The following is a 23,958-nucleotide window of genomic DNA, read 5'->3' on the forward strand; positions in this document are numbered from 1 at the left end:
CACACGCGAAACGAGCCGTATCTTCGTTTCCCGTTTGCTCCTTTTTGCGTTAGGCACATCTGATCTATTGGGTCGGCGACCGGTATCTGAATGAAAAAACTCGATAAGCTTATTCTGAAAGCCTTTGTGGGCCCGTTCATGCTCACGTTTGCCGTGGTGCAATTTATCTTCCTGATGCAGTTCATGATGAAATACATGGACGATCTGGTAGGTAAGGACCTGGGCCTGGGAGTTATACTGCAGTTGCTTTTTTTCTTTAGCGTTCTAATTGTGCCAATCTCACTGCCTTTGGCCGTGTTGCTGTCGTCATTAATGACTTTTGGAACGCTTGGTGAGCACCATGAACTCACTGCTATTAAAACCTCAGGTATTTCCCTGACCCGCATCTTGCAGCCTGTGTTGGTGGCGAGCCTGTTGCTGGCGGGTGGGGCGTTCTGGTTTAATAACACCATTGTGCCAATGGCCAACCTGGAGGCCTATAGCTTGCTCTGGGATGTGCGTCAGCAAAAACTGGCGCTGGACATTCGGGAGGGCGTGTTTTACAATGGCATCCCGGGGTACACTATCAAGGTAAATCAGAAGCTTGGCAAGAACGGTGACTTACTAAAGGGCGTCATGATCTATGACCATACCCAAAGCTCCGGCTCTATGCGGGTGATTTTAGCTGACTCCGGAAAAATGTTTACCCGCTTTGGGGGGCAATACTTAGGCCTGGAGCTGTTCCGAGGGCGCACCTACGTAGAGCAGCCAGACGCCAATAACCGTTCGGGCGCCAGCTTTATCCGCCAGAACTTTGACCGTAATACTATCACCTTTTCCCTGGAGTCTTTTGGGCTGGGCCGCACCAAAAAGGATTTGTTCAAGGACAACAAGATGATGCTGAATGTCCAGCAGCTAGAGCGCACCACTGATTCTCTGCACTCGCGCTTGTTCACGGAGCGAAAACTCCTGGTGCGGCAACTAAACCCGTATTACTCTTTCCTGCGGCTTGATACTACCGGGCAAGTAGCTATGCAGAAAGTGGCCAATTGGAAAGTCCCAACCCGGCGGCTAGGAGTCGTGAACGGTTTGATTACTCAACAGGCAGCCAACAGGGCCCGCAATGTGCACTCTTACTTGGGTACCAGTGCCGACCGGCTTAGCAATATGACCAAGGAAACTGCCAATTTCCGTATTGAGATTTATCGCAAGTTCACGCAGTCGGCGGCTATTCTGCTCATGTTTGTGATTGGAGCGCCACTAGGAGCCATTATCAAGAAAGGTGGCCTAGGCGTGCCCATCCTTATTTCTATTGTCTTTTTCATCGTGTACTATGTAATCTCCATCATGGGGGAGAAGTACGGGCGTGAAGTAATTATGCCTGTAGGCCTAGGCATGTGGATGGCCACTGTGATTTTGCTGCCCGTAGGCCTGTACTTTCTCTACCAGGCCCGGCACGACTCCGGTATTCTGGACATCGACTGGCAACGGTTCCGGCCCACCTGGCTGCGCTGGCCCCTACGCGGCTACAAGCGCACGGTATAGGCCTAGCTATTTCGCAAATTGATAGGTGGGCTTTGCCAAACAAATCAGCAAGAGGTAACAATAGTCAACCAAAAAAGCCTTACCTTTGCGGCCACCTCGAGAACCGGGGTGTTCATATTTTCTTTTTTCATCTTAATCCAAGACGGGGGAAACCTATCTGCCGATGAAACTCACCACCGAAGCAAAACAGGCTATTTTCGAAAAGAACAGCCTCCAGAAGTCTGCTAACGACACTGGTTCCGCTGAATCACAAATTGCCCTGTTTACGCACCGCATCAACCACCTGACGGAGCACCTGAAGGTAAACAAGAAAGACTTCTCGACCCGTCTGGGTCTGTTGAAGCTAGTAGGTAAGCGTCGTCGTATGTTGGATTACCTCCAGCACCGCGAAATCAACCGCTACCGCGCTATCATCAAGGAGCTGGGTATCCGCAAGTAACCAGCCCCGAAGTAGCAGGGAGCCTTCCAACCCGGAAGGTTCCCTGCTCTTTTTTTATCCGGGCTGATCCTAGCTGCTCACGTCCTGAATCAGTACCTTTTCCGCAAGGAAATATTTTTGAGTAAAATAGGCCCTCTCTAGGCCTGTTTTTTTGGCTGCTCGCCCGCTGTCGCTTTTTTAAGCAAACCATAAGATGCCCAACTACACCGCGGTTACCAAACACATTACCCTGCCAGATGGCCGGCAGATTTCTATTGAAACTGGCAAGCTGGCCAAATTCGCCGATGGCGCCGTAGTGGTTCGCCTCGGCGATGCCATGCTGCTGGCTACCGTTGTGTCGCAGCCTAGTGCTCGCGGCGACGTAGACTTCCTGCCGCTTTCGGTAGATTATCAGGAGAAATTTGGTGGTGCCGGCAACATCCCTGGCTCGTTCCAGCGCCGCGAAGGTCGCCTCTCGGACTACGAAATTCTAGTGTGCCGCATCGTTGACCGTATCCTGCGTCCGATGTTCCCTAAGGATTATCATTATGAGGTGCAGGTAATGATTACCCTTATCTCAGCCGATAAAACGGTGCAGCCTGATGCCCTTGCCGCTCTGGCTGCATCTGCTGCACTCTCCATCTCAGATATTCCTTTTGCTGGCCCTATCTCGGAAGTACGTGTAGCCCGTATCGACGGCAAGCTGCAGATCAACCCGCTTACTGCCGACATTGCTCGCGCCGACATCGACCTGATTGTAGGCGCTACTGCCGATTCAGTGGCTATGGTAGAAGGCGAGATGAACGAAGTGAGCGAGGAAGAAATGGTGGAAGCCATTGCGTACGCTCACGAAGCCATCAAAGAGCAAGTACGCGTGCAGCAGGAGCTGGCTGCTGAAGTGGAGAAATCACACGTAAAGCGCGAATATCCTAAGTACGAGGAGAACGACGACCTGAAGAAGCGCATCCACGAAGGTGTATATCAGCAGGCCTACGAAGTGGCTAAGTCAGGCAACACAAGCAAAGCCGGCCGTAAAGAAGCCTTCGGAACGATTAAAAAGTCGTTGACGGAAAAGCTGTTGGAAGAGCAGCCTGAACTGGATATGAAAATGTTCGGTCGATATTACTCTTCGGCTGAGAAGAAGGCTATTCGCGATATGATGATTAAGGAGCGCACCCGTCTCGACGGCCGCGCCCTGACGCAAATTCGTCCGATCTGGAGCGAAGTTAACTATCTGCCCGGCGCCCACGGCTCAGCTCTGTTCACCCGCGGGGAAACTCAGTCGCTGACTACGGTAGCTCTGGGTACCAAACTTGATGAGCAGATCATTGACACGGCTATGACCTCTGGTTACAGCAAGTTCATGCTGCACTATAACTTCCCTGCCTTCTCTACGGGTGAAGTAAAGCCTAACCGCGGCCCAGGGCGTCGGGAGATTGGACACGGAAACCTCGCTCAGCGTTCCTTAAAGAAGGTTATGCCTTCTGATGACGAAAACCCATACACGGTGCGTATCGTGTCTGACATTCTGGAGTCTAACGGTTCTTCTTCCATGGCTACGGTTTGCGCTGGCTCAATGGCTCTGATGGACGCTGGTATTCCGGTTCGTGCGGCTGTTTCAGGTATTGCCATGGGTTTGGTGCAGGACAAGGAAACCGGCGAGTATGCTGTGCTGTCTGATATCCTGGGCGACGAAGACCACCTCGGCGACATGGACTTTAAAGTAACCGGCACTGAGAAAGGTATTGTGGCTTGCCAGATGGACATCAAAATCCAGGGCTTGAGCAGCGAAATCATGACGGCGGCGCTGCACCAGGCGCGCGAAGGCCGCTTGCACATTCTGCGTGAGATGGCCAAGACCATTGCGCAGCCGGCGGCTGAGTTGAAGCCTCACACGCCTCGTTCACACAAAATGCTCATCGATAAGGAGTTCATTGGTGCTGTAATCGGGCCAGGTGGCAAGGTTATTCAGCAAATTCAGAAGGATACCAACGCCACGGTTATCATCGAGGAGAAAGACGAGAAAGGCCACGTGAGCATTTATGCTTCCAATCAGGAAGACATGCAGGCTGCTATTGGCCGGATCCAGGCCATTGCGGCCGTACCGGAAGTAGGGGCCACCTATAAAGGCAAAGTGCGCAGCATTCAGCCTTACGGTGCCTTCGTGGAAATTATGCCGGGCAAAGACGGCCTCCTGCACATTTCTGAAGTATCGCATGAGCGCCTAGCTGCGCTGGAAGGCGTACTGGAAGTAGGACAGGAAATTGACGTTAAACTGCTGGACATCGACAAGAAAACCGGTAAATATCGTTTGTCGCGGAAAGTGCTGCTCCCGAAACCGGAGCGTGCCGCCGACTCAAACGGAACCGCGCAGTAACCCACTGCCGAACTTTCGCGGGTATCGGGGTGTTGCTCACAACTGACCCCGGTACCCGCGTTTGGGTATCCATCGTATACCGGATCAACAGGACGTTTCCAAGCATTAACATTTCAACTCTCTCGCGCCCGCAATGAGACAGCTAAAAATCAGCAAGCAGATTACCAACCGCGAAAGCCAGTCGCTGGATAAATATCTCCAGGAGATTGGCAAGGTAGATCTGCTAACCCCCGATGAGGAGGTAACGCTGGCGCAACGCATTAAGGAAGGTGACCAGCAGGCCCTGGAAAAACTGACCAAAGCTAACCTGCGCTTCGTGGTGTCGGTGGCTAAGCAGTACCAGAACCAGGGCCTTTCCTTGGGCGATTTGATCAACGAGGGCAACCTTGGTCTGATCAAAGCCGCTAAGCGCTTCGACGAAACCCGCGGCTTTAAGTTTATTTCTTACGCCGTATGGTGGATTCGCCAGTCCATTCTGCAAGCGCTGGCTGAACAGTCGCGCATTGTACGTCTGCCCCTGAACCGGGTAGGCTCCCTGAATAAAATCAGCAAATCGTTCTCTGAACTGGAGCAGAAATTTGAGCGGGAGCCCTCGCCCGAAGAAATTGCCGAAGTTTTGGAGTTGACTACCTCTGAAGTAGTTGATACCCTGAAAATATCGGGCCGTCACGTGTCGGTAGATGCTCCCTTCGTGCAAGGTGAGGAAAACCGCCTGCTCGACGTACTCGAAAACGAAGATGAGGAGTCGCCGGATACCGGCCTGATGAACGACTCGCTCCGCAAGGAAGTGCAGCGTGCCCTGAGCACGCTCACCAAGCGCGAAGCCGACGTTATCACGCTCTACTTTGGCCTGAATGGTGAACACTCACTGACCCTAGAGGAAATCGGTGAGAAGTTTAACCTGACCCGTGAGCGGGTGCGCCAGATCAAGGAAAAAGCTATCCGCCGCTTGCGCCACACCTCGCGTTCTAAAGCCCTGAAGCCCTACTTGGGGTAAGGAATTTTACCCTATCCAAGAAAACCCCGACCTTACCGTTGGGGTTTTTTGTTAATAGCTAGTGGCCTAGCGTTGAGTTAGCACTTCGGCGGTAGAACCTCGCGCCGCAACTATTACCTTTGCAACCCCTTAGTAAACCTCTCACGGCGCAGGCTGTAGCGTGTGCCCTTTCATACTCATGGAGAATACTTCCCCCGAACACATAAAGTGTTTGATTATCGGATCTGGTCCAGCAGGCTATACGGCAGCTATTTATGCTGCTCGTGCCAACTTGAAACCCGTTATGTATCAGGGGCTGCAGCCCGGCGGACAGCTGACCATTACCAACGACGTTGAGAACTTTCCAGGCTATCCGGACGGCATTATGGGTCCCGAGATGATGGAGGATCTGAAGAAGCAGGCGGCCCGTTTCGGAACGGATATCCGCTACGGTATTGCTACTTCAGTTGACTTTTCCGGGCATCCACATCGTGTTACCATTGATGAGCAGCTGGAGCTAACAGCCGATACGGTAATTATTGCCACCGGCGCCTCGGCTAAGTGGCTAGGCCTGCCCTCGGAGCAGCGCCTGAATGGCTCGGGTGTATCTGCCTGCGCCGTTTGTGATGGATTCTTCTACCGTGGCAAGGATGTGGTGATTGTAGGCGCTGGCGATACCGCCGCAGAGGAAGCTACCTACTTGGCTAACCTATGCAGTAAAGTGTATATGGTGGTGCGGAAAGGGGAGATGCGGGCCTCCAAAATCATGCAGAAGCGCGTGATGGATAACCCCAAGATTGAGGTGCTCTGGAACACCGTGACCGACGAAATTCTCGGGGAGCATGCCGTAGAGGCTGTACGGGTTAAAAACGTGCTCACACACGAAACGCGCGATTTATCCGTTGAAGGCTTCTTCGTAGCCATCGGCCACGAGCCCAACTCCAAAATTTTCCAGCCTTATCTGCACCACGATGAGCAGGGCTACCTGAAAACCATTCCGGGTACTGCCAAAACCAACGTGGATGGGGTGTTTGCCTGCGGCGACGTGCAGGACTACACCTACCGGCAAGCGGTTACGGCCGCAGGTTCTGGCTGTATGGCGGCCCTGGATGCCGAGCGTTACCTGGCCGCTCTCGGCGACCATTAGGTGAACTTGTGAAGTTGTGAAACGGTGACTTTGGTGCCCAGGACAGGGTAACAGCTGCATTGTCCGTTAGCAGGCACCTTACGCTACCGTTTCACAACTTCACAGCCTCACAACTTCACTTTTTACCTTATTGCCCTTGTTTCAACTTGTTAAACCTTGGCTGCTGCCGCTGCTACTGATCGGGCTGTTTCTTGGCTTGCCCGGCCAGCTGCTTGCCCAGCGGCGCAAAGTGCCTGAGCCCAAGGCGAAATCGGGTTCGGCTGGCACTCGGAAGGATTTCTTCAAAATCAAATCGCCCACTATCCGCTATGTCCGGCCCGATACTACTATCCTGATAGAAACGGAGGAGCTGCCTGACGATAATTCCGACGCGGCAAAGTCTATCTTTTTTAATCCGGCCAAAAAGCTGTCTATTGTCAGTGAGGATACCAGCTCCCTGAACGAGGGGGAGCAACATATTGTGGAGGTAAAGGAAGAAGTACAGATTGATTCTTCCTGGATTCAGGTGGCCGGTTACTACGCCATCTGGGACACCCACAACATCAACCCTTACCGGGTTGATGGGCGCCGGATTAAGGATACCCTGAATCTTAAGCTTACGGACCCCGCCAACCAGCGCTATGCCAAAATGCCGCTGGCCTCCACGCCCATGACCTCCGACTTTGGGTTCCGGGGGTACCGCTGGCACTACGGCGTTGACCTGGACCTGGAAACCGGCGACTCAGTGAAAGCTGCTTTTGATGGGGTGGTGCGCATTGTGAAGTGGGATGGCTCTGGCTATGGCAACTACATTCTGGTGCGCCACTACAATGGCATTGAAACCCTTTATGGTCACTTGCAGAAGTCGTTGGTAACGCCCGGCACATTTGTGAAGGCTGGCCAACTGATTGGTTGGGGAGGCAGCACGGGCCGTAGCACCGGCTCGCACCTGCATTTTGAAGTGCGTTATGAGGGCAACCCTATTGATCCGGAGCGGATGTATGACTTCCCGGATTATAAGCTGATCAAAGACAACTTCCAGATTACCTCAGCCCTGTTTGCCTATTACAGCAAGTCGTTGCGCTATAAGGGTGGCAGCGTACCGGGCGCCGGTAGTGGCGGGGGAAGTAGCAGCCGAAGCAGCAGCGGAAAACCTACTCAGGCGCGCCGGGTAGTTACGCACAAAATACGCTCAGGCGATACGCTTTCAGAAATTGCTGATAAGTATGGGGTTTCACAGGCCCAGTTGCGGCGCCTGAATGGCGGAACAAGCACGCTACGCGTTGGCCGCACGTTGCGCATAAAATAATTCAGGCTCCTAAACAGGCCTAGCACCGCAAGAGCCCACTGTCGTTTTAATGGCAGTGGGCTTTTGTGGTGCTAGGCCTCTCGGAAACAGCTGGCTTGGCTACAAAGGGTTCTTCTGAAGCATTGGAAAGTTGCGCTGGTGCCAGTAGGGGTAAATGGGCTCAGTAGCACTGGCAGCATCCAGCTTAGCCACCTGCTCCGGCGTGAGGTTCCAGCCCACTGCGGCCAGGTTCTGACGAAGCTGTTCCTCATTGCGGGCACCCACTACCAAGTTCACCACTGTAGGCCGCTGAAGAAGCCAATTTAGGGCCACCTGCGCTACTGTCTTCTCGGTTTCAGCGGCTACCTCGTCGAGGGCATCGATGATGTTATAGAGCAACTCATCGGGCACTTTAGGGCCCTGGCCGCCGCCTTGAGCTAGGCGGCTTTCGGTGGGTATGGGTTGGCCGCGCCTGATTTTGCCGCTGAGCAGCCCTGCCGAGAGAGGGCTCCATACCAGCGTGCCCACGCCTTGGTCGAGGCCCAGCGGCATTAGCTCCCACTCAAACTCCCGGTTGGCCAAGGAGTAGTAGGCCTGGTGGCCTACGTAGCGTGCCCACCCGTAGCGCTCTGACACGGACAAGGATTTCATGAGGTGCCAACCGGAGAAGTTGGAGCAGGCAATGTAGCGCACTTTACCGCTCTGCACCAGATTATCAAGGGTTCGTAGGGTTTCCTCCACGGGCGTGTGGGAGTCGAAGCCGTGCATATGGTAAACGTCGATGTAGTCGGTGCCGAGGCGGCGTAGGCTGTCTTCGCAGGCTTTGGTCAGGTGCAGGCGGGAGGAGCCGTAGTCGTTGGGCCCGTCGCCGGTGGGGAAGGTAGCTTTGGTGGAGATGAGCACTTCTTGCCGACGGCCCTCTAAGGCTTTGCCCAGGATTTTCTCGGCCATGCCGTGGGAGTAGCCGTTGGCAGTGTCAAAGAAGTTCACGCCCGCTTCCAGGCAAATGTCAATCAGGTGGCGCGCTTCCCCAACCTGCGTGCTGCCCCATGCCTTGAAAAACTCATTGCCACCACCAAATGTGGCCGTTCCAAAACTCAACACTGGAATGCGGAAGCCCGATGCGCCCAGTTGTCTGTATTCCATTAATAAAGGGATGTAGGGTGAGAGGAAACCGCTGAGCTGGGGGCAGGCCTATTCCTCTGAGGTCAAGCTATGCGGCGGAAAATGTAACCCCCTGACGCAGCGTAGTGTTTTGGCCAGTATCATGCGCCGCATAAGTCTGCTTGTTGTGTTCCGCGTACTTTTATGCCTTGCTCAGTTAAGCTCTCTAACCGGAGTGGCCTAATGGCCCGTTAGAACAGAGCTGTAACTAGGCACTACTAAAGCACCCTACTCTGTACCTATGAAACTTGATATCCTGGCCTTCGGAGCGCACCCCGACGATGTAGAAATGTCCTGTGCCGGCACGCTCCTGGCGGCGGCGGCGGCTGGTAAGAAAATTGGCATCGTTGACTTTACGCGTGGTGAGCTGGGGACCCGTGGTACGCCCGCTACCCGCGCCGCCGAGGCGGAGGCTGCCAGCCGCATTTTGGGCCTTAGCGCCCGCGAAAACCTGGGCCTGCCCGATGGCTTCTTCCGCAATGACCGGGAGCACCAGCTGCCGCTCATTGCCGCCATCCGCCGCTATCAGCCCGATATCGTGCTCTGCAACGCCATCCATGACCGGCACCCCGACCACGGCCGTGGGGCCCAACTGGCCTCGGAGTCATGTTTCCTGAGTGGCCTACGCATGATTGAAACCCTAGGCCACGACGGGCAACCTCAGGAGCCCTGGCGCCCGCGCCTAGTGTTTCACTACATCCAAGACCGCCAAATTCCCGCCGACTTCGTGGTGGATATTACGGCGCACTGGCCTAAGAAGTGGGAGAGTATCCAAGCGTACCGCACCCAGTTCCACGATCCCGAAAGTACCGAGCCGACGACTTACCTTTCCACGCCGGTGTTCAGTAACTTCATGGAAGCCCGCGCCCGCGAGTTCGGCCATCTCATTGGCGTAGAGTTTGGGGAAGGCTTCACGCGTGAGCGGCCGCTGGGCGTGCGGGAAATAACGGAGTTGATATAGCTAGATGCTAAGAATAGGTTTTTACAACTATTCCTGTCCATACAGTAACAGCAACGCCCAACTAAATTAGTTGGGCGTTGCTGTACAGAAAAGGGGAGTGGCCTACCGCACACCCAACCGGTTCCGCTTCCACGACGAGCCGGTAGCTGCGGGCGTTTCCGATGTAGCTGCTGCAGGGGCTTTCTTCTCTGAAAGGAGCATGGCTGTAAGCACGGCGGCGAGCTTGGCGGTAGTTTCGTCCGGGGCGGCGGGCTGCAGGGCGCCGGCAGGGAAATGGTCGCGGATGAAGTTGGTGTCGAAGTTGCCGCTCACGAAAGCGGGGTGCTGCAGCACATAGCGGCCGAAGCCCAGCGTGGTTTCGATGCCCGTGATTTTATACTCGTCGATGGCACGCAGCATCCGCTCAATAGCTTCCTGGCGGTCGGCGCCGAAGGTCACGAGCTTGGCAATCATGGGGTCGTAGTAGATTGGAATCTCCATGCCCTGCTCAAAGCCATCATCTACCCGCACGCCGGGGCCCTGAGGGCGCACGTAGGTGGTGAGAGTTCCGATGTCGGGCAGGAAGTTATTCTGCGGATCTTCGGCGTACACGCGCAGCTCCAGGGCATGGCCCTGAATGTGGAGGTCGTCTTGGGCGAAGGCGAGGAGCTGGCCCTGGGCCACCTTAATCTGTTCCTTTACCAGGTCTAGGCCAGTAATCTGCTCGGTTACGGGGTGCTCTACCTGCAGGCGGGTGTTCATCTCCAGGAAGTAGAAGTTGCGCTTATCATCCAGCAGGAACTCCACGGTACCGGCGCCGGTGTAGTTGCAGGCACGGGCCACATCTACGGCGCAGCGGCCCATTTCGGCGCGCAGCTCTGGGGTGAGCACTGAGGAAGGCGCTTCCTCAATCACCTTCTGGTGGCGGCGCTGAATGGAACATTCCCGCTCAAACAGGTGCACAATGTTGCCGTGCTCATCGCCCAACACCTGAATCTCGATGTGACGCGGACCCGTCACGAACTTCTCGATGAATACAGAGCCGTCGCCGAAGGCCGAGGTAGCCTCATTGATGGCCAACTGCATCTGCTCCTCAAACTCCGCTTCGGAGTTCACAATGCGCATGCCCTTGCCGCCACCGCCCGCGGAGGCTTTTATTAGAATAGGGAAGCCCACGGTAGCCGCAATGCGCTTGGCCTCTTCCACGTCGGTGATGGCTTCGGCAGTACCCGGCACCAATGGAATGTTGTAGGCCTGCACGGCCTGTTTGGCAGAGAGCTTATCGCCCATGATTTCCATTGCCTCGGGAGAAGGGCCTACGAAAATCAAGCCCGCCTCTTTTACCATGCGGGCAAACTCCGCATTTTCGCTCAGGAAGCCATACCCTGGGTGAATAGCATCAACGCCCAGCTGGCGGCACACTTCCAGAATCTTGTCGCCGCGCAGGTAGCTGTCTTTCGAGGCTGGCGGACCTACACACACGGCTTCGTCGGCGTAGCGTACGTGTAGGGCGTTGCGGTCGGCCTCACTATAAATAGCCACGGTTTTAAGTCCCATCTCGCGGGCTGAGCGTAGAACGCGGAGCGCAATTTCCCCGCGGTTGGCGACGAGAAGCTTGGTGATTTTCTTCATATTGTAGGGCAGAGGGTGGGAGAGTAGACGATGAACTAAAGCGCAGCTGGTGGGCAGTTGCTCACAGCTACGCTTACGGGAGCCCAAAGAAACGCCATTCAAGCCGCTCCAAAAAACTTAAAACGGATTTCCGTAGGCCACTTTGCTGGTTGGAAGCCTGCCCGCTAGCGGCTACCTTTGCGGATTGCCATAACTTTGTACAACCCTCGGGCGTTACTCCCACTACGTAACCACCCGCTTTTATTCACTTTAAATCTGTTCCCTCGTGGATCTTTTCGAAAAGATTGCCGCGAACCGCGGCCCCCTGGGCAGCCACTCGCACTACGCCCACGGCTATTTCGCATTCCCTAAACTGGAAGGTGAGATTAAGCCGCGCATGATTTTCCGCGGCAAAGAGGTACTTACCTGGAGCCTGAATAACTATTTAGGCTTAGCTAACCACCCTGAAGTACGCAAGGCAGATGCTGAAGGTGCTGCTGAATATGGTATGGCCCTGCCCATGGGTGCCCGGATGATGTCGGGCAACTCAAACCTGCACGAGCAGCTGGAAAGCGAGCTGGCAGAGTTTGTGGCTAAGCCTGATTGCATGCTGCTGAACTTTGGCTACCAGGGCGTGGTATCCATTATTGATGCCATGGTAGGTCGCCACGATGTAATTGTGTATGACGCGGAGTCGCATGCCTGCATCATTGATGGCGTACGCTTACACCAGGGTAAGCGCTTTGTGTATACCCACAACGACATGGCCAGCCTGGAGAAGCAGTTGGAGCGCGCCAAGCGCATCACCGACGAAACCGGCGGCGGTATCCTCGTGATTACGGAGGGCGTGTTCGGTATGTCGGGCAACCAAGGCGACCTGCGGGGCGTGATTGCGCTGAAAGACAAATACGAGTTCCGGTTGTTCGTTGATGATGCCCACGGCTTCGGAACAATGGGGGCTACCGGGGCCGGAACGGGCGAAGAACAGGGCGTGCAAGACGGCATTGACCTTTATTTTTCGACGTTTGCAAAGAGTATGGCAAGCATTGGTGCTTTCGTTGCGGGTCCCGAGAACGTAATTGAATATTTGCGCTACAACATGCGCAGCCAGATTTTCGCCAAAAGCCTGCCCATGCCGCTCGTAGTAGGCGCGTTGAAGCGGTTGGAGCTGCTGCGCACGCAGCCTGAGTTAAAGGAAAACCTCTGGACGGTAGTACGCGCGTTGCAGAGTGGCCTACGCGAAAAAGGCCTCAACATTGGCACTACTACCTCGCCCGTAACGCCCGTGCTGTTACAGGGGCAATTGTCTGACGCTACCCAAATAACCTTCGATCTGCGTGAGAATCACGGTATTTTCTGCTCTATCGTGGTATATCCGGTAGTGCCAAAGGGCGTGATTATGCTCCGTTTGATTCCAACGGCAGTTCACTCCCTAGATGATGTGGCAGTGACCATCAAAGCGTTTGAAGCCGTGGCGGAGAAGCTCAACAAAGGTCTTTATTCAAAAGCAGAAGTGCCAGCCGGCCTCTAGGCCACTTTCCCGCTTCGCTAAGTGCAAAAGCCAGATACCTCCGGGTGTCTGGCTTTGTTTTTTAGTACTTTTCTAATGTGGGGTAACGCAATGATGGGGTTGTGCGTTGGAGGAGTAAAGCAAAAAACCCTTATACAAGCTTGTAGGGGCAGTTTAGAAAAAAACTTGCGCAGTTGCTTGTATTTGAAATCCCTGTATATTAGGGCCGGTTAATCAATTTTTTCCACACCATACAACCCCTCCCAAATGAGCAATTTTAGCCAACTGAAGGACCTCGTAATGTCGCTGGAAGCCGACTTCGAAAAGTTCTACGACAAGAACAACTCGGCCGCTGGTACCCGTGTGCGTAAAGGCATGCAGGAACTGAAGAACATGGCTCAGACCATTCGTACGGAAGTACAGAACGCCAAGAACAGCGCTGCTGGTGCTGGCGATGCTAAGGCTGCTCCTGCTAAGAAAGCTGCAGCTCCTGCTGCTGCCAAGAAGGCTGCTCCTGCAAAAAAGAAGTAGTCACTCACTGGTTCGTACCCTTTAAGGTCCGGGCCCTGTGTGAATACAAAAGCGGCCCTGCTGACTATCAGCAGGGCCGCTTTTTTCTTGGCGCGTAGTCAGCTAATTATACCAGTTTAATCAGGAAGTAGCTTTTTCCCTTTTGAGCTACCAGGTACTTATCGAGTAGGGCTGGTACGGCCGTTGCCGACTGGTCGAGCGCTACTTTCTGGCGGTTGAGCTTCACGCCGTTGTTCTGCACCATTTTGCGCGCCTCGCCTTTGCTGGCGAAGATAGCGCCGCCGGTAGCGGCGCTCAGCAACGTCAGGGCGTCGAGGTCGGCTACTTCAGCGCGGTTAACTTCTACGTGCGGTACGCCCGCAAATACATCCAGCAGCGTAGCCTCGTCTAGCGTAGCTAGGTCGCCACCCCCGAAGAGTACCTGCGAAGCAGCCAGCGCTGCCTCGTAGGCCTGCTCCGAGTGCACCCGAATGGTCACGTCTTTGGCCAGGGCCTTCTGCAGAATGCGCAAGTGGGGCGCCTGAGCGTGCTCCGCCTCCAGGGCCTCAATTTCCGACTGGCCTAGCAGGGTAAATACCCGGATCAGGCGTGGCACGTCAGCGTCGGCGGCGTTGAGGAAGAACTGGTAGAACTGGTAAGGCGAGGTCATGGTGGGGTCAAGCCACACGGTGCCGGTTTCGCTCTTGCCGTACTTGGTGCCATCGGCCTTGGTGATGAGCTGGCCAGTGAGGGCGTAGGCTTTGCCCTCGCCACCGCTCATGCGCCGGATAAGCTCGGTGCCGGTGGTGATATTGCCCCACTGGTCGCTGGCGCCCATCTGCAGGGTGGTGTCCAGCTCCTTATAGAGGTGGAAGAAGTCGTAGCCCTGCAGGAGCTGGTAGCTGAACTCGGTGTAGCTAATGCCCTCGGCGCCGGTTTCTTCGTTGCCACTGATGCGGCGCTTCACCGAGTCCTTGGCCATCATGTAGTTCACGGTGAGGTGCTTTCCCACTTCGCGCAGGAACTGCAGGAAGCCAAACTCCTTAAACCAGTCGTAGTTGTTGACCACCTTGGCGCCGGTAGGCCCCTCCGAGAAGTCGAGGAATTTCTCCAATTGGGCACGGATACCGGCCTGGTTGCGACGCAGGGCTTCTTCATCCAGCAGGTTCCGTTCGGCCGACTTGCCCGAGGGGTCACCGATCATGCCGGTGGCGCCGCCTACCAGCGCCAGGGGGCGGTGGCCGGCGCGCTGCAGGTGCACGAGCAGCATAATGGTAGCCAGGTTGCCGATATGCAAAGAGGGAGCCGTCGGGTCGAAGCCGATATAGCCGGTGATGGGGGCGTTTTGGCGCAAATGCTCATCAGTACCAGGCATCATGTCGTGAAACATGCCCCGCCAACGGAGTTCTTCTATTAGGTCCAAGGGTGAAATGGTGAAGTTGTGGAGTTGTGAGTCAGCGAGTAGGCCAGTGGCGACCCGCGTTTCACGAAAGAGAGATGCAAAGGTAGAAAGGGCTGTGGTACATTTGTAGAAGAGTTGTGACACCCATCAGGAAAACTCCAGTCTCACACCTCACCACTTCACCTTTCACCACTTCACCGCGTGACCCTCACCGCCGACGAGATTCTCAAGCAGCTCCAGCAACGGCAGTTTGCGCCCGTGTACTTTCTGCAAGGCGAGGAGCCGTACTATATTGATCTGGTAGCCGACCTGCTGGAGAAGAATGTGCTGCAGGAACAAGAGAAGGGCTTCAACCAAGTGGTGCTCTACGGCAAGGATACCGACGTAACGGGCATCCTGGGCCAGGCCAAGCGCTTCCCCATGATGGCGGAACGCTCGGTGGTGATTGTGAAAGAGGCCCAGGCCGTAGCTGATCTGGAGGCGGAGAAGTCGTGGCCGTTTCTGGAGGCCTACCTGAAGAACCCGCTGCAGAGCACGGTGCTGGTATTTTGTTACAAGCACAAGACACTCGATGCTCGCAAGAAGCTCGGCAAGCTGCTCACCGGCGACAAAAGCAACCCGGCCCCGGCCGGTACGGTATTGCTCACCAGCAAGAAGCTCTACGATAATCAGGTGGCGCCCTGGCTCACGAACTACGTGCGCAGCAAAGGGCAGCAGATCACACCCCAGGCCACGAACATGCTGGCCGAGTACATAGGGGCGGAGCTGGGCCGCCTGACCAATGAGGTGGACAAGATGCTCATCAACCTGCTGCCGGGCCAGGCCATTGATGAGGACTTGGTGCAGCGCATGGTGGGCATCAGCAAGGAGTACAACATCTTCGAGCTGCAGAGCGCCCTCATCCGCCGCGACGTGCTCAAGGCCAACCGCATTCTGCTCTACTTCGAGGCCAACCCCAAGAACAACCCGCTCATCCCGAACCTGACGCTGCTGTTCAACTACTTCTCGCGGCTGCTGGCGCTGCATCAAATCCCCAACCCCACCGAGGCCGACTGGAAGCGCATCGGCCTGGTAAGCACCTACGCCCGCCGCGACTACCAAACTGGCCTGAAGGTATTTGACTTCCCGCGCACCCGCGACATCGTGCACCTCATCCGTCGTGCCGACGCCCAAAGCAAAGGCATCGACAGCGGCTCCATGACCGACGGCGAGATTCTGCGGGAACTGGTGTGGCTGATTCTGCACCCCGTGCCCCTGCACGCGGTGGTGGGGATGTAGCGCGACGCGGGAGCTTCGCGCTACTGCTGATCAGTAGAACCAAAGGAAAAATTTCCTCGTTAATCAGAAAAATTTCCCTAAGTTCGATCTGTTAAACCTACACACCCATGGCCGCTACCGCTCATCATCCCAAAATCACGACTACCATACCAGCCGCCTTGCGCAAGAAGTGGGCGGCGTGGGGGCAAGCGGGGCAGGATGCATTTGCCCTGGTAATGGAAGCCCGTAAAGGCGTGCCCGCCGCCACTGCCTTTGAAGTAGCCGAGGCATTCCAGCTGCAGGCCAATGAGCTGGAGGCCATCTATGAGCTCTCCACCAAAACCCTGCGGACGTACTCGCAGGAGAAGAAAACGCTCAGTGCCGCCAGCAGCGAAAAGACGCTCAAAATCATCAGCCTCTATAACCTAGGCCTAGAGGTATTTGGCGAAGCCGCAGCGTTTCTGCGCTGGCTCGATAAGCCCGCCCACGGCCTCGACCAGGAAGTACCCTTGCGCCTGCTGGAAACCAGCGGCGGCATTGATTTGGTGGCGGAGGAGCTGACCCGCATTGCCTACGGCGACTTGTCGTAGGCCTATGCTAGTGTACCGCATTTGTCTGGCCAAATACGCCGACGACCTGTTTGCCTCCGGCTACCGGGGCCGGTGGAACTACCAAAACCAGTTCGTGATATACACGGCCTCTTCCCGCGCCCTGGCTTGCCTGGAAAACGTTGTGCATAGGAGCGGAGAAGGCCTTAACGACCAGTTCCGGGTGCTGGTGATTGACGTGCCCGACGACATAGTGGTAGAGGAAATCACGCTAGGCCAGTTGCCGCCGGAGTGGGAGAAAGCCAGCCGCTACGCCGTGTGCCAGCCCCTTGGGGCGGCTTGGTACACCCAAAGGCAGTCGGCAGTGCTGCGGGTGCCCTCGTCCATTATTCCGCAGGAAGCTAATTTTATCCTCAACAGCCGGCACCCCGAGTTTAAACGTATCCAGATAGTGGCGCGCGAAGAATTTGGCTTTGACGCTCGTATCAAGGCCAGCAAGCCAGAATAATTATATGACGAAATTAGTCGTCTTATGGCTCTTAATACTCGCAGCTATTTCTCCGCAGTGTCTAGCGCAACGGAGTCCACAGATAGTCACTTGTCTAAAAATTGCAGAGTCAACGGGGTTCTTTGAATCTACAACATATAGTATCACGAACAGTAGTATAAATGTCAAAAGGAAGCACGATCTTCTTAATGATAGTGCAGAATATTCACGCAAGATTACAGTAGCAGAGCGAAACAAAATGTTAAGGCCACTCGACCAACGATACCTTACCTCCTGGAAAGATCAGTACCAAGATTACTTTGCAGATCAACACGGAGCGAGTTTCTATTTCACAATAGTGAAAGGCAACGCAGCCAAGACTATCTCTGTATTTAAAGCAAAAGTGCCCGTCTTGGTAGAGGTTTGCCAGCAAATGAATGCTCTTTTACCCAAGGAGTTCTGGATTTATTATCCTACTGACATTACCACCTACTAAATTCAGGTTAATGGCCGAATCACCCGCTATCCAACTCCTCGACATCATTCAGATGTCGCCGAAAGAAACCTTTCTGGTAGGCCACTTCACGGGCGCCGTGAAGCCCGGCCCGTGGGAGCTGCGGCTAAATGGCGAAACCATGGCTACGCTAGACATAACAGGAGAGGCCGAAATTGAGGCCGGCCGTAAGGGCAAGCTGGCACCGCCCCGGGTGCTAGTGTGCAAGGGCGCGGTAGAAAAAAGCCGCATCGACTTCACCCGCGACGAGGTGACGCTAGTGCGCCAAGGGTAGCGCGGGCTGGCCTAGAAAGCGAAGCACGGCCTCGTTGAACACGTGCGGCACTTCCTGCGGAGCGTAGTGGGAAGCGCCGGGTATAATCACCAGTTGAGCTTTTGGTAGGTGCTCGGCAATAGCCCGGGTGTGCGCCTCCCGAATAACGTCGTGCTGGCCGGCCATCACCAATATCGGCGCAGTGATGGTGTGCAGCTCCTCAAACGTCATGTGCGGCTCTTGCAGCAGCAGGCGTAGCAGACGTGTGGGCTGGCTGGTTTGGGCCTCCGGAGTTTTGGCTGCTTCCTGCCACTGCCGCTGCAACAGTTGCAGAAGCTCGGGCTCAATGGCCTCGGCGGTGGGGAAGAGGTTGGCGCCCATCAGCACCATTCGGTTGACGTAGGTGGGGTACTGCAGGGCCAGTTTCAGGGCCGTATTGCCCCCGTCGCTCCAACCCAATACGTGCACCTTACGCAGGTTTAGGGAGTCGAGGAGCTGGCGGATATCGGCGGCAAACAGGTCGTAGGTGAGGTTGCCGGTGGTGAAGTCGGGGCTTTTGCCCTGGGCGCGGGTGTCCACGGCAATTACCTCATAGTGCTTGGCCAGCTTTCCAATCTGCAGCTGGAAGGCGGATATTGATTGGCTGTTGCCGTGCAGCAGGAGCAGGGGCTCACCTTTGCCGTAGCGCTCAACATACAGCTTGGCGCCCTGCACCGCCACGTAGTGGCCTAGGGCGGCGTTTTCGCCGTAATGTTGCCGATTGGGTAGTTCCGGCGGGGTAACCGAGAGGTAGCGCAAGTACCGCAGGCTGTCGGGGAGGGTGTTTTCGGCTACGGCGGCCGCGGGCGTGGTGGGCTTGCCGCCGCGGTAGGAGTCGGCGGTGAGGTAGAAGCTTAGGTAGCCGGGTTTAATCTCCCGCCACTGGGCCTGGCTTTTGTTGCGGGTGAGCACGCTGTGGCTCGGCAGGGGCACCGCCGAAACGCCAAACGCCTTATAATTGCCTTCGATGGTTTCACTTTGCAGCCACTGTAGCGTGGCGGCCACTTCGCGGTGGCCCTGCAGGAAAATATGGTAGGGGCGCAGATCCACTTTCACCCAACCTCGCGGCTGCATCACATCAAAACGGATGTCCTGGGTGAGCAGGGGCTGATCGGGCAGACCGGCTTTTACGCTGTAGAGGTTCAGCCGAAACTTCACTGACTTAAAGTGGTTGAACGCCACGTGGAAGTTGTAGTCCTGCAGCAGACACTCTTCATCAACCGGAAGTACGGTACCCTGCTCCTTGGCCAGGCCGTCGTCGGTGAGGTTGGGCTCGGTGTAGAGGTTGGCACCCATAAAGGAGGAGCTGCTGGTGCGCCCGAATACTTTGGTCTTAACCTTCCCGGGCCGCACCGTCACGGCGGCCAGGCTGACGGCCACCGGAGCTAGCCGAACGGTGGGTGAGTGGCCTAGAAACTCGGCCAGCGGGCGGGCCAGGGTTTCGTAGCCCACGCAGGAAATCAAGAGCTGCTGCCCCGCGGCCGGCGGGGCGGGAAGGGTAAACCGGAAGTGGCCTAGCGCATCGGCCACGGTGCCCAGGGCCGAATTAGGAGCGCCCACGGACACAAACGGAACAGGAGCATCGGTTTTGGCATCTAGCACCGTGCCACTCACCAGCAGGGTTTGAGCCCGCAGGCTGAAAGCAAAGAAGGTGAAGAAAACGGTAAGCAGATACGAGCGGAAGGGCATAGAAAGGAGGGCGGTAGTTGCTCAGTGGAGCCGCAAAATCGCGGAAAGGTTGCCACAAGCAGAATGGATACCGCTTCAGTACCGCTCCTCATTTCGGGCAGAGCTTATATCAAGCAGATACTCGCAGGCTCTGCGAAAATCATCTGTTTTAGCGGGGCTGTGGCGAAACACCATGTGATACCCATCTGCTTGATGCGCTTCTAGCAGCCAATAAGCGCCATCATTCATTCGTGTGTTTGAACCATAAGCAGGCAGATGGTGGAACCCGTTCTTAAATACTTGTTCAAAATGCTGCCATTGCTCTGAGGATACACCTTGTACAGTTTCTTCTGCTATGACCCGTGTGGCCGGCTTGTTAGCTTCCGCCATTTCCCGTTGCACTGCCGGATCAGCCAAGTGCCGGTTGAAATCCGCTTGCAACTTTTTTTTCTGCGCTGCCGTGGCGTCAGGAGGAATGAATTGGATGGGGGGCATTTTAGGGCCACAAGCAGGTTTACTTAAGAACTGCGTGCGCAAAGTCACCTCATGGGCCTGCCGTGTTAGCGTTAGTAAAACTGGCCGGTGGAAAGATCGAAGCCACAGAAATCGGTAGACATCTTGGCCTGTGTAATAGTTGGATAGTACCGGCGCCCCAAAATGAAGGAGGTTACAAGAAGAAAATCTTAACCGACTGTGAGGAATGCTTTCGATTTGTGCCTCTATCGGATCAAGAGGAGTGTACGAGGAGTCAGCAGCCGGAAAGTAGAACGTGGTCGAATCGCGTGGGTGGCCTAGCGCATCAGAAACGGCCGAATTTTGCGGATAAGCAGAAGAGGAGGTTGTGGGCGAAGAGCAGCTAGCTAGGGCACACAGGCCTAGGCCATATAAAAGGAATAGATAGCAGTAGCGCATACAGATAGGGCGAATACGTTCTCAAGCACGGCACTATTCTTCTCTTTTCTACACCAAAGTCCTACTTCTTCGCGTTAGAACCCGCAAAAGGCCAGTTCTAGGGCAACCTCGGCCGAACTTTTCGCTACTTTTGGCTGATTCCGGGGCCGCTGGCGGCTCTGGCCCTTCTCTGCGTAACGCTCTCTGATGAAACTATTCCCTCGCCTGGCGCTGGCCGCCTCCCTTAGTGCAGCAGCGCCACTCGCTGCTTCGGCCCAGCAAACGCAGGTGTTCACCAACGATGAACGCCACTTCCAGGAAGGCCTCGAACTCTTTGACCGCGGCAAGTACGGCGCCGCCCAACAGGCTTTCCAACGCTACCTCGACGTAACTCAGCGCCGCACCGGTGAGCTGGCGGCTGGCCGCACCACCGATGCGGAATACTACTACGCCGTATCAGGCCTCTACCTGTTTCATCCCGACTCGGAAGACCGTATTCTGGCGTTTGCCAGCGCCAACCCGGCCCACCCCAAGGCTGCCGAAGCGTACTTCCAGCTGGGTAAGTTCTATTTCGATAAGAAGGACTACGTAAAGGCCATTAGCTACCTGCAGCAGGTAGGGCCCGATAACCTCACCGACGACCAGCGCGCCGAAGCCGAATTTAAGCTGGGCTACAGCTACTTCTCGCAGAAAGAGTACGATAAGGCCAAGCTGCAGTTTGACCGTAACAAAGTGGGCAGCCACCAGTACCGCTACGCCAGCAGCTACTACGCCGGTTACCTGGCCTACCGCGCCGGCGACTACGCCGGGGCCCGCAAAGACCTGGGCGTGGCCGAACAGAACGATGCATACCGGCCCGTGGTGCCGGCCATCATGTCGCAGATCTACTACAAAGAAGGCGACTACGACGGACTGATTGCCTACGCCTCGCAGGCGCTACAGCAGACTCCCCCGCCCCAAAGCGCCGATGAGATTCAGCTACTCCTGGGCGACGCCTACTATCAGAAGCAGGATTTCAAGCAGGCTGCCACCTATTTAGATCAGTACGCTGCCGGCCGCAAGAAAATTGAGCCCGAGGTGCAGTACAAAATTGGGTACGCCAACTTCAAGCAGGGGGACTTTAAAGGGGCCATTGGTAGCCTGAAGAACGTGGCTGCCCGCCGCGACTCCCTGGGCCAGAACGCTGCCTACCACTTGGGCCTAAGCTACCTGCAAACCAACCAGAAGCCGCTGGCATTAAACTCATTTGATGCTGCTCGCAAGGTCACCTTCGACAAGAATATTACCGAAAATGCGACGCTGAAATACGCGCAGGTAAGCTACGAGCTAGGCAATACCCAAGAGGTAATTGCTGCCCTCCGCGACTTTCCCAAGCGCTTCCCGCGCTCCAAAAACCAAGCGGCGGCTGATGATATTCTGAGTGAGAGCTTCCTGAACTCCTCCGATTACGCGCAGGCCCTTAACTACCTCGACAACCTGGAGGAGCGCAGCTCCAAGCTGAACGCCACCTACCAACGGGTGGCCTACCTGCACGCCGCCACGCTCTACAACGATAACCGCTACCAGGATGCCCTGCCGGTGCTCGATAAGAGCCTGAAGCACCCCCAGGATGATGCCCTGCGTGCCGCTGCCCAGGTATTGAAAGGTGAGATTTACAGCGTAGGCCAGCAGTACCAGCCCGCCATTACAGCCTATACTGCTGCCGCACGCACGGCGCGTACAGGCTCGGCCGCCGAAACTGACTTCGATCAGAAGGCCCGCTACGGCCTGGGCTACGCCTACTACAATACCAAGCAGTATGACCGCGCCCGCCAGCAGTTCCAGGCGTGGTTGCAAGACCCCTCGGCCAAACCCGCCGACCCAAACTACTACGACGTTACCCTGCGCTTAGGCGATACGTACTACGTAGCCAAAAACTACCAGCAGGCCGTTGACCAGTACGATAAAGTAATTCAGGCCAACGCCACCGACAAAGACTACGCCTACTACCGCAAGGGCCAGACCCTGGGCCTGATGGGCAAGCGCGATGAAGCGGCCCGCACGCTGAGTACCCTGCTCAAAACTGCGCCTACTTCGCGCTACGCCGACGATGCTGTGTATCAGCAGGCCCAACTTGATTACGAAGCTGGCTCGTTCCAGGCAGCCGTAGATGGGTTTACTCGCCTTATTCAGAACCGCCCCAACTCACCCCTGATTCCCACAGCTCTGCAGAAGCGGGGAGTGGCCTACCAGAACCTAGACCAGCACGAAAAGGCCGCGGCCGATTTCCGGCAGGTGCTCAACCAATTTCCGCGCACCAAATCGGCCAGCAGTGCTATTTATAGCCTGCAGGAAAGCCTGTCGGCGCTAGGCCGGACCGAGGAATTTGATCAGGCCCTGGCTCAGTTTAAGCAGCAGAACCCCGACAACAAAGCCACTGAGAGTGTAGAGTTTGAAGCCGCCAAGTCGCTGTACCTGGCTGAGAAATATGCCCAGGCTATACCGCGCCTGGAAAGCTACCTCAAGCAGTACCCCGACAACGTGCTGGCCGCCGATGGGCGCTTCTTCCTGGCTGACTCTTACCTGCGCACGGGCCGAAAGACCGATGCGCTGCCGCGCCTGAAGGCTGTAGTGCAGGAAGGCAAGAGTGAGTTTGTAAACCGCGCCGTGGGCCGGGTAGCCGAGTTGGAGTTTGAAAACAAGAACTACGCCGAGGCCGCCAAGTACTATGCGCGCTTACGCGAAGTATCGCAGAACAAGCGAGAAGTGGCCAACGCTGGCATTGGGCTGATGAAGAGCTATTATGAGGCAGGTGACCTGGAGGGCACCCGCCGCGTGGCACAGGAGCTGCAGGCGCAAGGTGGCGCGGCGCTCAACGCTACCAACCTGGCCCTGCTCTACTTGGGGAAAGCCAGCTACAAAGGCGGCAATCTTGACCAAGCCATTACAGAGTTAACCACCGCCGCAGCTACCGCCAAGGACGAAAGCGGGGCCGAAGCACAGTACCTGCTGGCCGATGTACTCTACCAACAGAAAAAGTATCCGGAGGCACTGGACGCAGCCTACAAGAGCAACTCGGACTTTGCTAACTATGATGTGTGGCTTGGCCGTGCGTTCCTGCTGATTGCGGACGTGTACAAAGCACAGAACGAAATTTTTCAGGCCCGGGCGACGCTCAACTCTATCATCGATAATAAATTTCCGGTGAAGGAAATTGTAGACGGAGCCAAGCAGCGCCTGGCTGAGCTACCTGCTGACCCCACCACGCCCGCACCCCCTGCGGGGGGCACCAAGGCCCAGCCTGGCAAAGCAACGCCCCCTAAAACTACCGCCCCCACAACTAAGCCAGCCACCGGTAAGGCCGCTACCAAGGCGCCGGTACGCAGTTCCCTGGCACCCACCAACGCCGCCCCAACCGACTCCACCACTAACCCCACCGATGGCCCCGTAGGCCAGGAGGACTAAGGCGAAGAGCT

At 55.9% G+C, this 23,958-nt stretch carries 18 protein-coding genes and 1 pseudogene; 14 read left to right on the forward strand and 5 right to left on the reverse strand.

Annotated features, from left to right (window positions below; all coding sequences use genetic code 11):
* The first annotated feature begins 90 nt into the window (after positions 1-90).
* The 6 genes from HMJ29_RS17380 (at position 91) to HMJ29_RS17405 (ending at position 7,730) form a co-directional block, all read left to right on the forward strand.
* Positions 91-1,524 carry an LptF/LptG family permease gene (locus HMJ29_RS17380; RefSeq protein ID WP_171592683.1) on the forward strand — a complete coding sequence of 478 codons (1,434 nt, stop codon included), beginning with the start codon at positions 91-93 and terminating at the stop codon, positions 1,522-1,524.
* A 163-nt stretch (positions 1,525-1,687) separates the two neighbouring features.
* Positions 1,688-1,963 carry a 30S ribosomal protein S15 gene (rpsO, locus tag HMJ29_RS17385; protein ID WP_135436106.1) on the forward strand — a complete coding sequence of 92 codons (276 nt, stop codon included), beginning with the start codon at positions 1,688-1,690 and terminating at the stop codon, positions 1,961-1,963.
* A gap of 193 nt (positions 1,964-2,156) precedes the next feature.
* Positions 2,157-4,319 carry a polyribonucleotide nucleotidyltransferase gene (pnp, locus tag HMJ29_RS17390; RefSeq protein WP_171592684.1) on the forward strand — a complete coding sequence of 721 codons (2,163 nt, stop codon included), beginning with the start codon at positions 2,157-2,159 and terminating at the stop codon, positions 4,317-4,319.
* A 133-nt stretch (positions 4,320-4,452) separates the two neighbouring features.
* Positions 4,453-5,316, forward strand: coding sequence for a sigma-70 family RNA polymerase sigma factor (locus tag HMJ29_RS17395; protein ID WP_022823752.1), 864 nt, complete (start codon positions 4,453-4,455; stop codon positions 5,314-5,316).
* A gap of 178 nt (positions 5,317-5,494) precedes the next feature.
* Positions 5,495-6,442: a thioredoxin-disulfide reductase gene (trxB, locus tag HMJ29_RS17400; RefSeq protein ID WP_171592685.1), complete on the forward strand. Its 948-nt coding sequence runs from the start codon at positions 5,495-5,497 to the stop codon at positions 6,440-6,442.
* Positions 6,443-6,578: 136 nt separating this feature from the next.
* The gene (locus HMJ29_RS17405; protein ID WP_253805654.1) at positions 6,579-7,730 is read left to right on the forward strand and encodes a M23 family metallopeptidase; all 1,152 of its coding nucleotides are present in this window, start codon (positions 6,579-6,581) and stop codon (positions 7,728-7,730) included.
* Positions 7,731-7,829: 99 nt separating this feature from the next.
* On the opposite strand, the gene HMJ29_RS17410 is transcribed toward HMJ29_RS17405, so the two are convergent.
* Positions 7,830-8,855 (reverse strand): aldo/keto reductase, encoded by a 1,026-nt coding sequence (locus HMJ29_RS17410; RefSeq protein ID WP_171592686.1) that lies wholly within the window; start codon positions 8,853-8,855, stop codon positions 7,830-7,832.
* A gap of 259 nt (positions 8,856-9,114) precedes the next feature.
* On the opposite strand from HMJ29_RS17410, the gene bshB1 reads away from it, so the two are divergent.
* Positions 9,115-9,834: a bacillithiol biosynthesis deacetylase BshB1 gene (gene bshB1 / locus HMJ29_RS17415; RefSeq protein ID WP_171592687.1), complete on the forward strand. Its 720-nt coding sequence runs from the start codon at positions 9,115-9,117 to the stop codon at positions 9,832-9,834.
* 102 nt (positions 9,835-9,936) lie between these two features.
* Here bshB1 and accC read toward each other — a convergent pair whose 3' ends face one another.
* On the reverse strand, positions 9,937-11,445 hold the full coding sequence (accC, locus tag HMJ29_RS17420; RefSeq protein WP_171592688.1) for an acetyl-CoA carboxylase biotin carboxylase subunit: 1,509 nt from the start codon (positions 11,443-11,445) through the stop codon (positions 9,937-9,939).
* Between the two features lie 265 nt (positions 11,446-11,710).
* Here accC and HMJ29_RS17425 point away from each other — a divergent pair, with 265 nt between their 5' ends.
* Together HMJ29_RS17425 and HMJ29_RS20735 are read left to right on the forward strand one after the other, a co-directional pair.
* On the forward strand, positions 11,711-12,955 hold the full coding sequence (locus tag HMJ29_RS17425; protein ID WP_171592689.1) for an aminotransferase class I/II-fold pyridoxal phosphate-dependent enzyme: 1,245 nt from the start codon (positions 11,711-11,713) through the stop codon (positions 12,953-12,955).
* A gap of 246 nt (positions 12,956-13,201) precedes the next feature.
* Positions 13,202-13,372, forward strand: a pseudogene (locus tag HMJ29_RS20735) (BF3379 family histone-like protein); the annotation flags it as partial.
* 199 nt (positions 13,373-13,571) lie between these two features.
* Here HMJ29_RS20735 and tyrS read toward each other — a convergent pair.
* Positions 13,572-14,867 (reverse strand): tyrosine--tRNA ligase, encoded by a 1,296-nt coding sequence (gene tyrS / locus HMJ29_RS17435; protein ID WP_171592691.1) that lies wholly within the window; start codon positions 14,865-14,867, stop codon positions 13,572-13,574.
* A gap of 180 nt (positions 14,868-15,047) precedes the next feature.
* On the opposite strand from tyrS, the gene holA reads away from it, so the two are divergent.
* From holA to HMJ29_RS17455, 4 genes are all read left to right on the forward strand, one after another.
* Positions 15,048-16,124 carry a DNA polymerase III subunit delta gene (gene holA, locus HMJ29_RS17440; RefSeq protein ID WP_171592692.1) on the forward strand — a complete coding sequence of 359 codons (1,077 nt, stop codon included), beginning with the start codon at positions 15,048-15,050 and terminating at the stop codon, positions 16,122-16,124.
* A 107-nt stretch (positions 16,125-16,231) separates the two neighbouring features.
* Positions 16,232-16,693: an Xre family toxin-antitoxin system antitoxin gene (locus HMJ29_RS17445; RefSeq protein WP_171592693.1), complete on the forward strand. Its 462-nt coding sequence runs from the start codon at positions 16,232-16,234 to the stop codon at positions 16,691-16,693.
* A 4-nt stretch (positions 16,694-16,697) separates the two neighbouring features.
* The gene (locus tag HMJ29_RS17450; protein ID WP_171592694.1) at positions 16,698-17,159 is read left to right on the forward strand and encodes an RES family NAD+ phosphorylase; all 462 of its coding nucleotides are present in this window, start codon (positions 16,698-16,700) and stop codon (positions 17,157-17,159) included.
* A 485-nt stretch (positions 17,160-17,644) separates the two neighbouring features.
* The gene (locus HMJ29_RS17455) at positions 17,645-17,926 is read left to right on the forward strand and encodes a hypothetical protein (RefSeq protein WP_171592695.1); all 282 of its coding nucleotides are present in this window, start codon (positions 17,645-17,647) and stop codon (positions 17,924-17,926) included.
* On the opposite strand, the gene HMJ29_RS17460 is transcribed toward HMJ29_RS17455, so the two are convergent.
* Entirely contained in the window at positions 17,909-19,633 is a 1,725-nt protein-coding gene (locus tag HMJ29_RS17460) for an alpha/beta fold hydrolase (RefSeq protein ID WP_171592696.1), read from the reverse strand. The two genes, HMJ29_RS17455 and HMJ29_RS17460, sit on opposite strands and share 18 nt — an antisense overlap.
* 75 nt (positions 19,634-19,708) lie before the next feature.
* Positions 19,709-20,107, reverse strand: coding sequence for a hypothetical protein (locus HMJ29_RS17465; RefSeq protein ID WP_171592697.1), 399 nt, complete (start codon positions 20,105-20,107; stop codon positions 19,709-19,711).
* A gap of 603 nt (positions 20,108-20,710) precedes the next feature.
* On the opposite strand from HMJ29_RS17465, the gene HMJ29_RS17470 reads away from it, so the two are divergent.
* A complete protein-coding gene (locus tag HMJ29_RS17470; RefSeq protein WP_171592698.1) occupies positions 20,711-23,947 on the forward strand; it encodes a tetratricopeptide repeat protein in 3,237 nt (1,078 codons plus the stop codon).
* Positions 23,948-23,958 lie beyond the last annotated feature (11 nt).

Source organism: Hymenobacter taeanensis, from assembly GCF_013137895.1.
Lineage (GTDB): Bacteria > Bacteroidota > Bacteroidia > Cytophagales > Hymenobacteraceae > Hymenobacter > Hymenobacter taeanensis.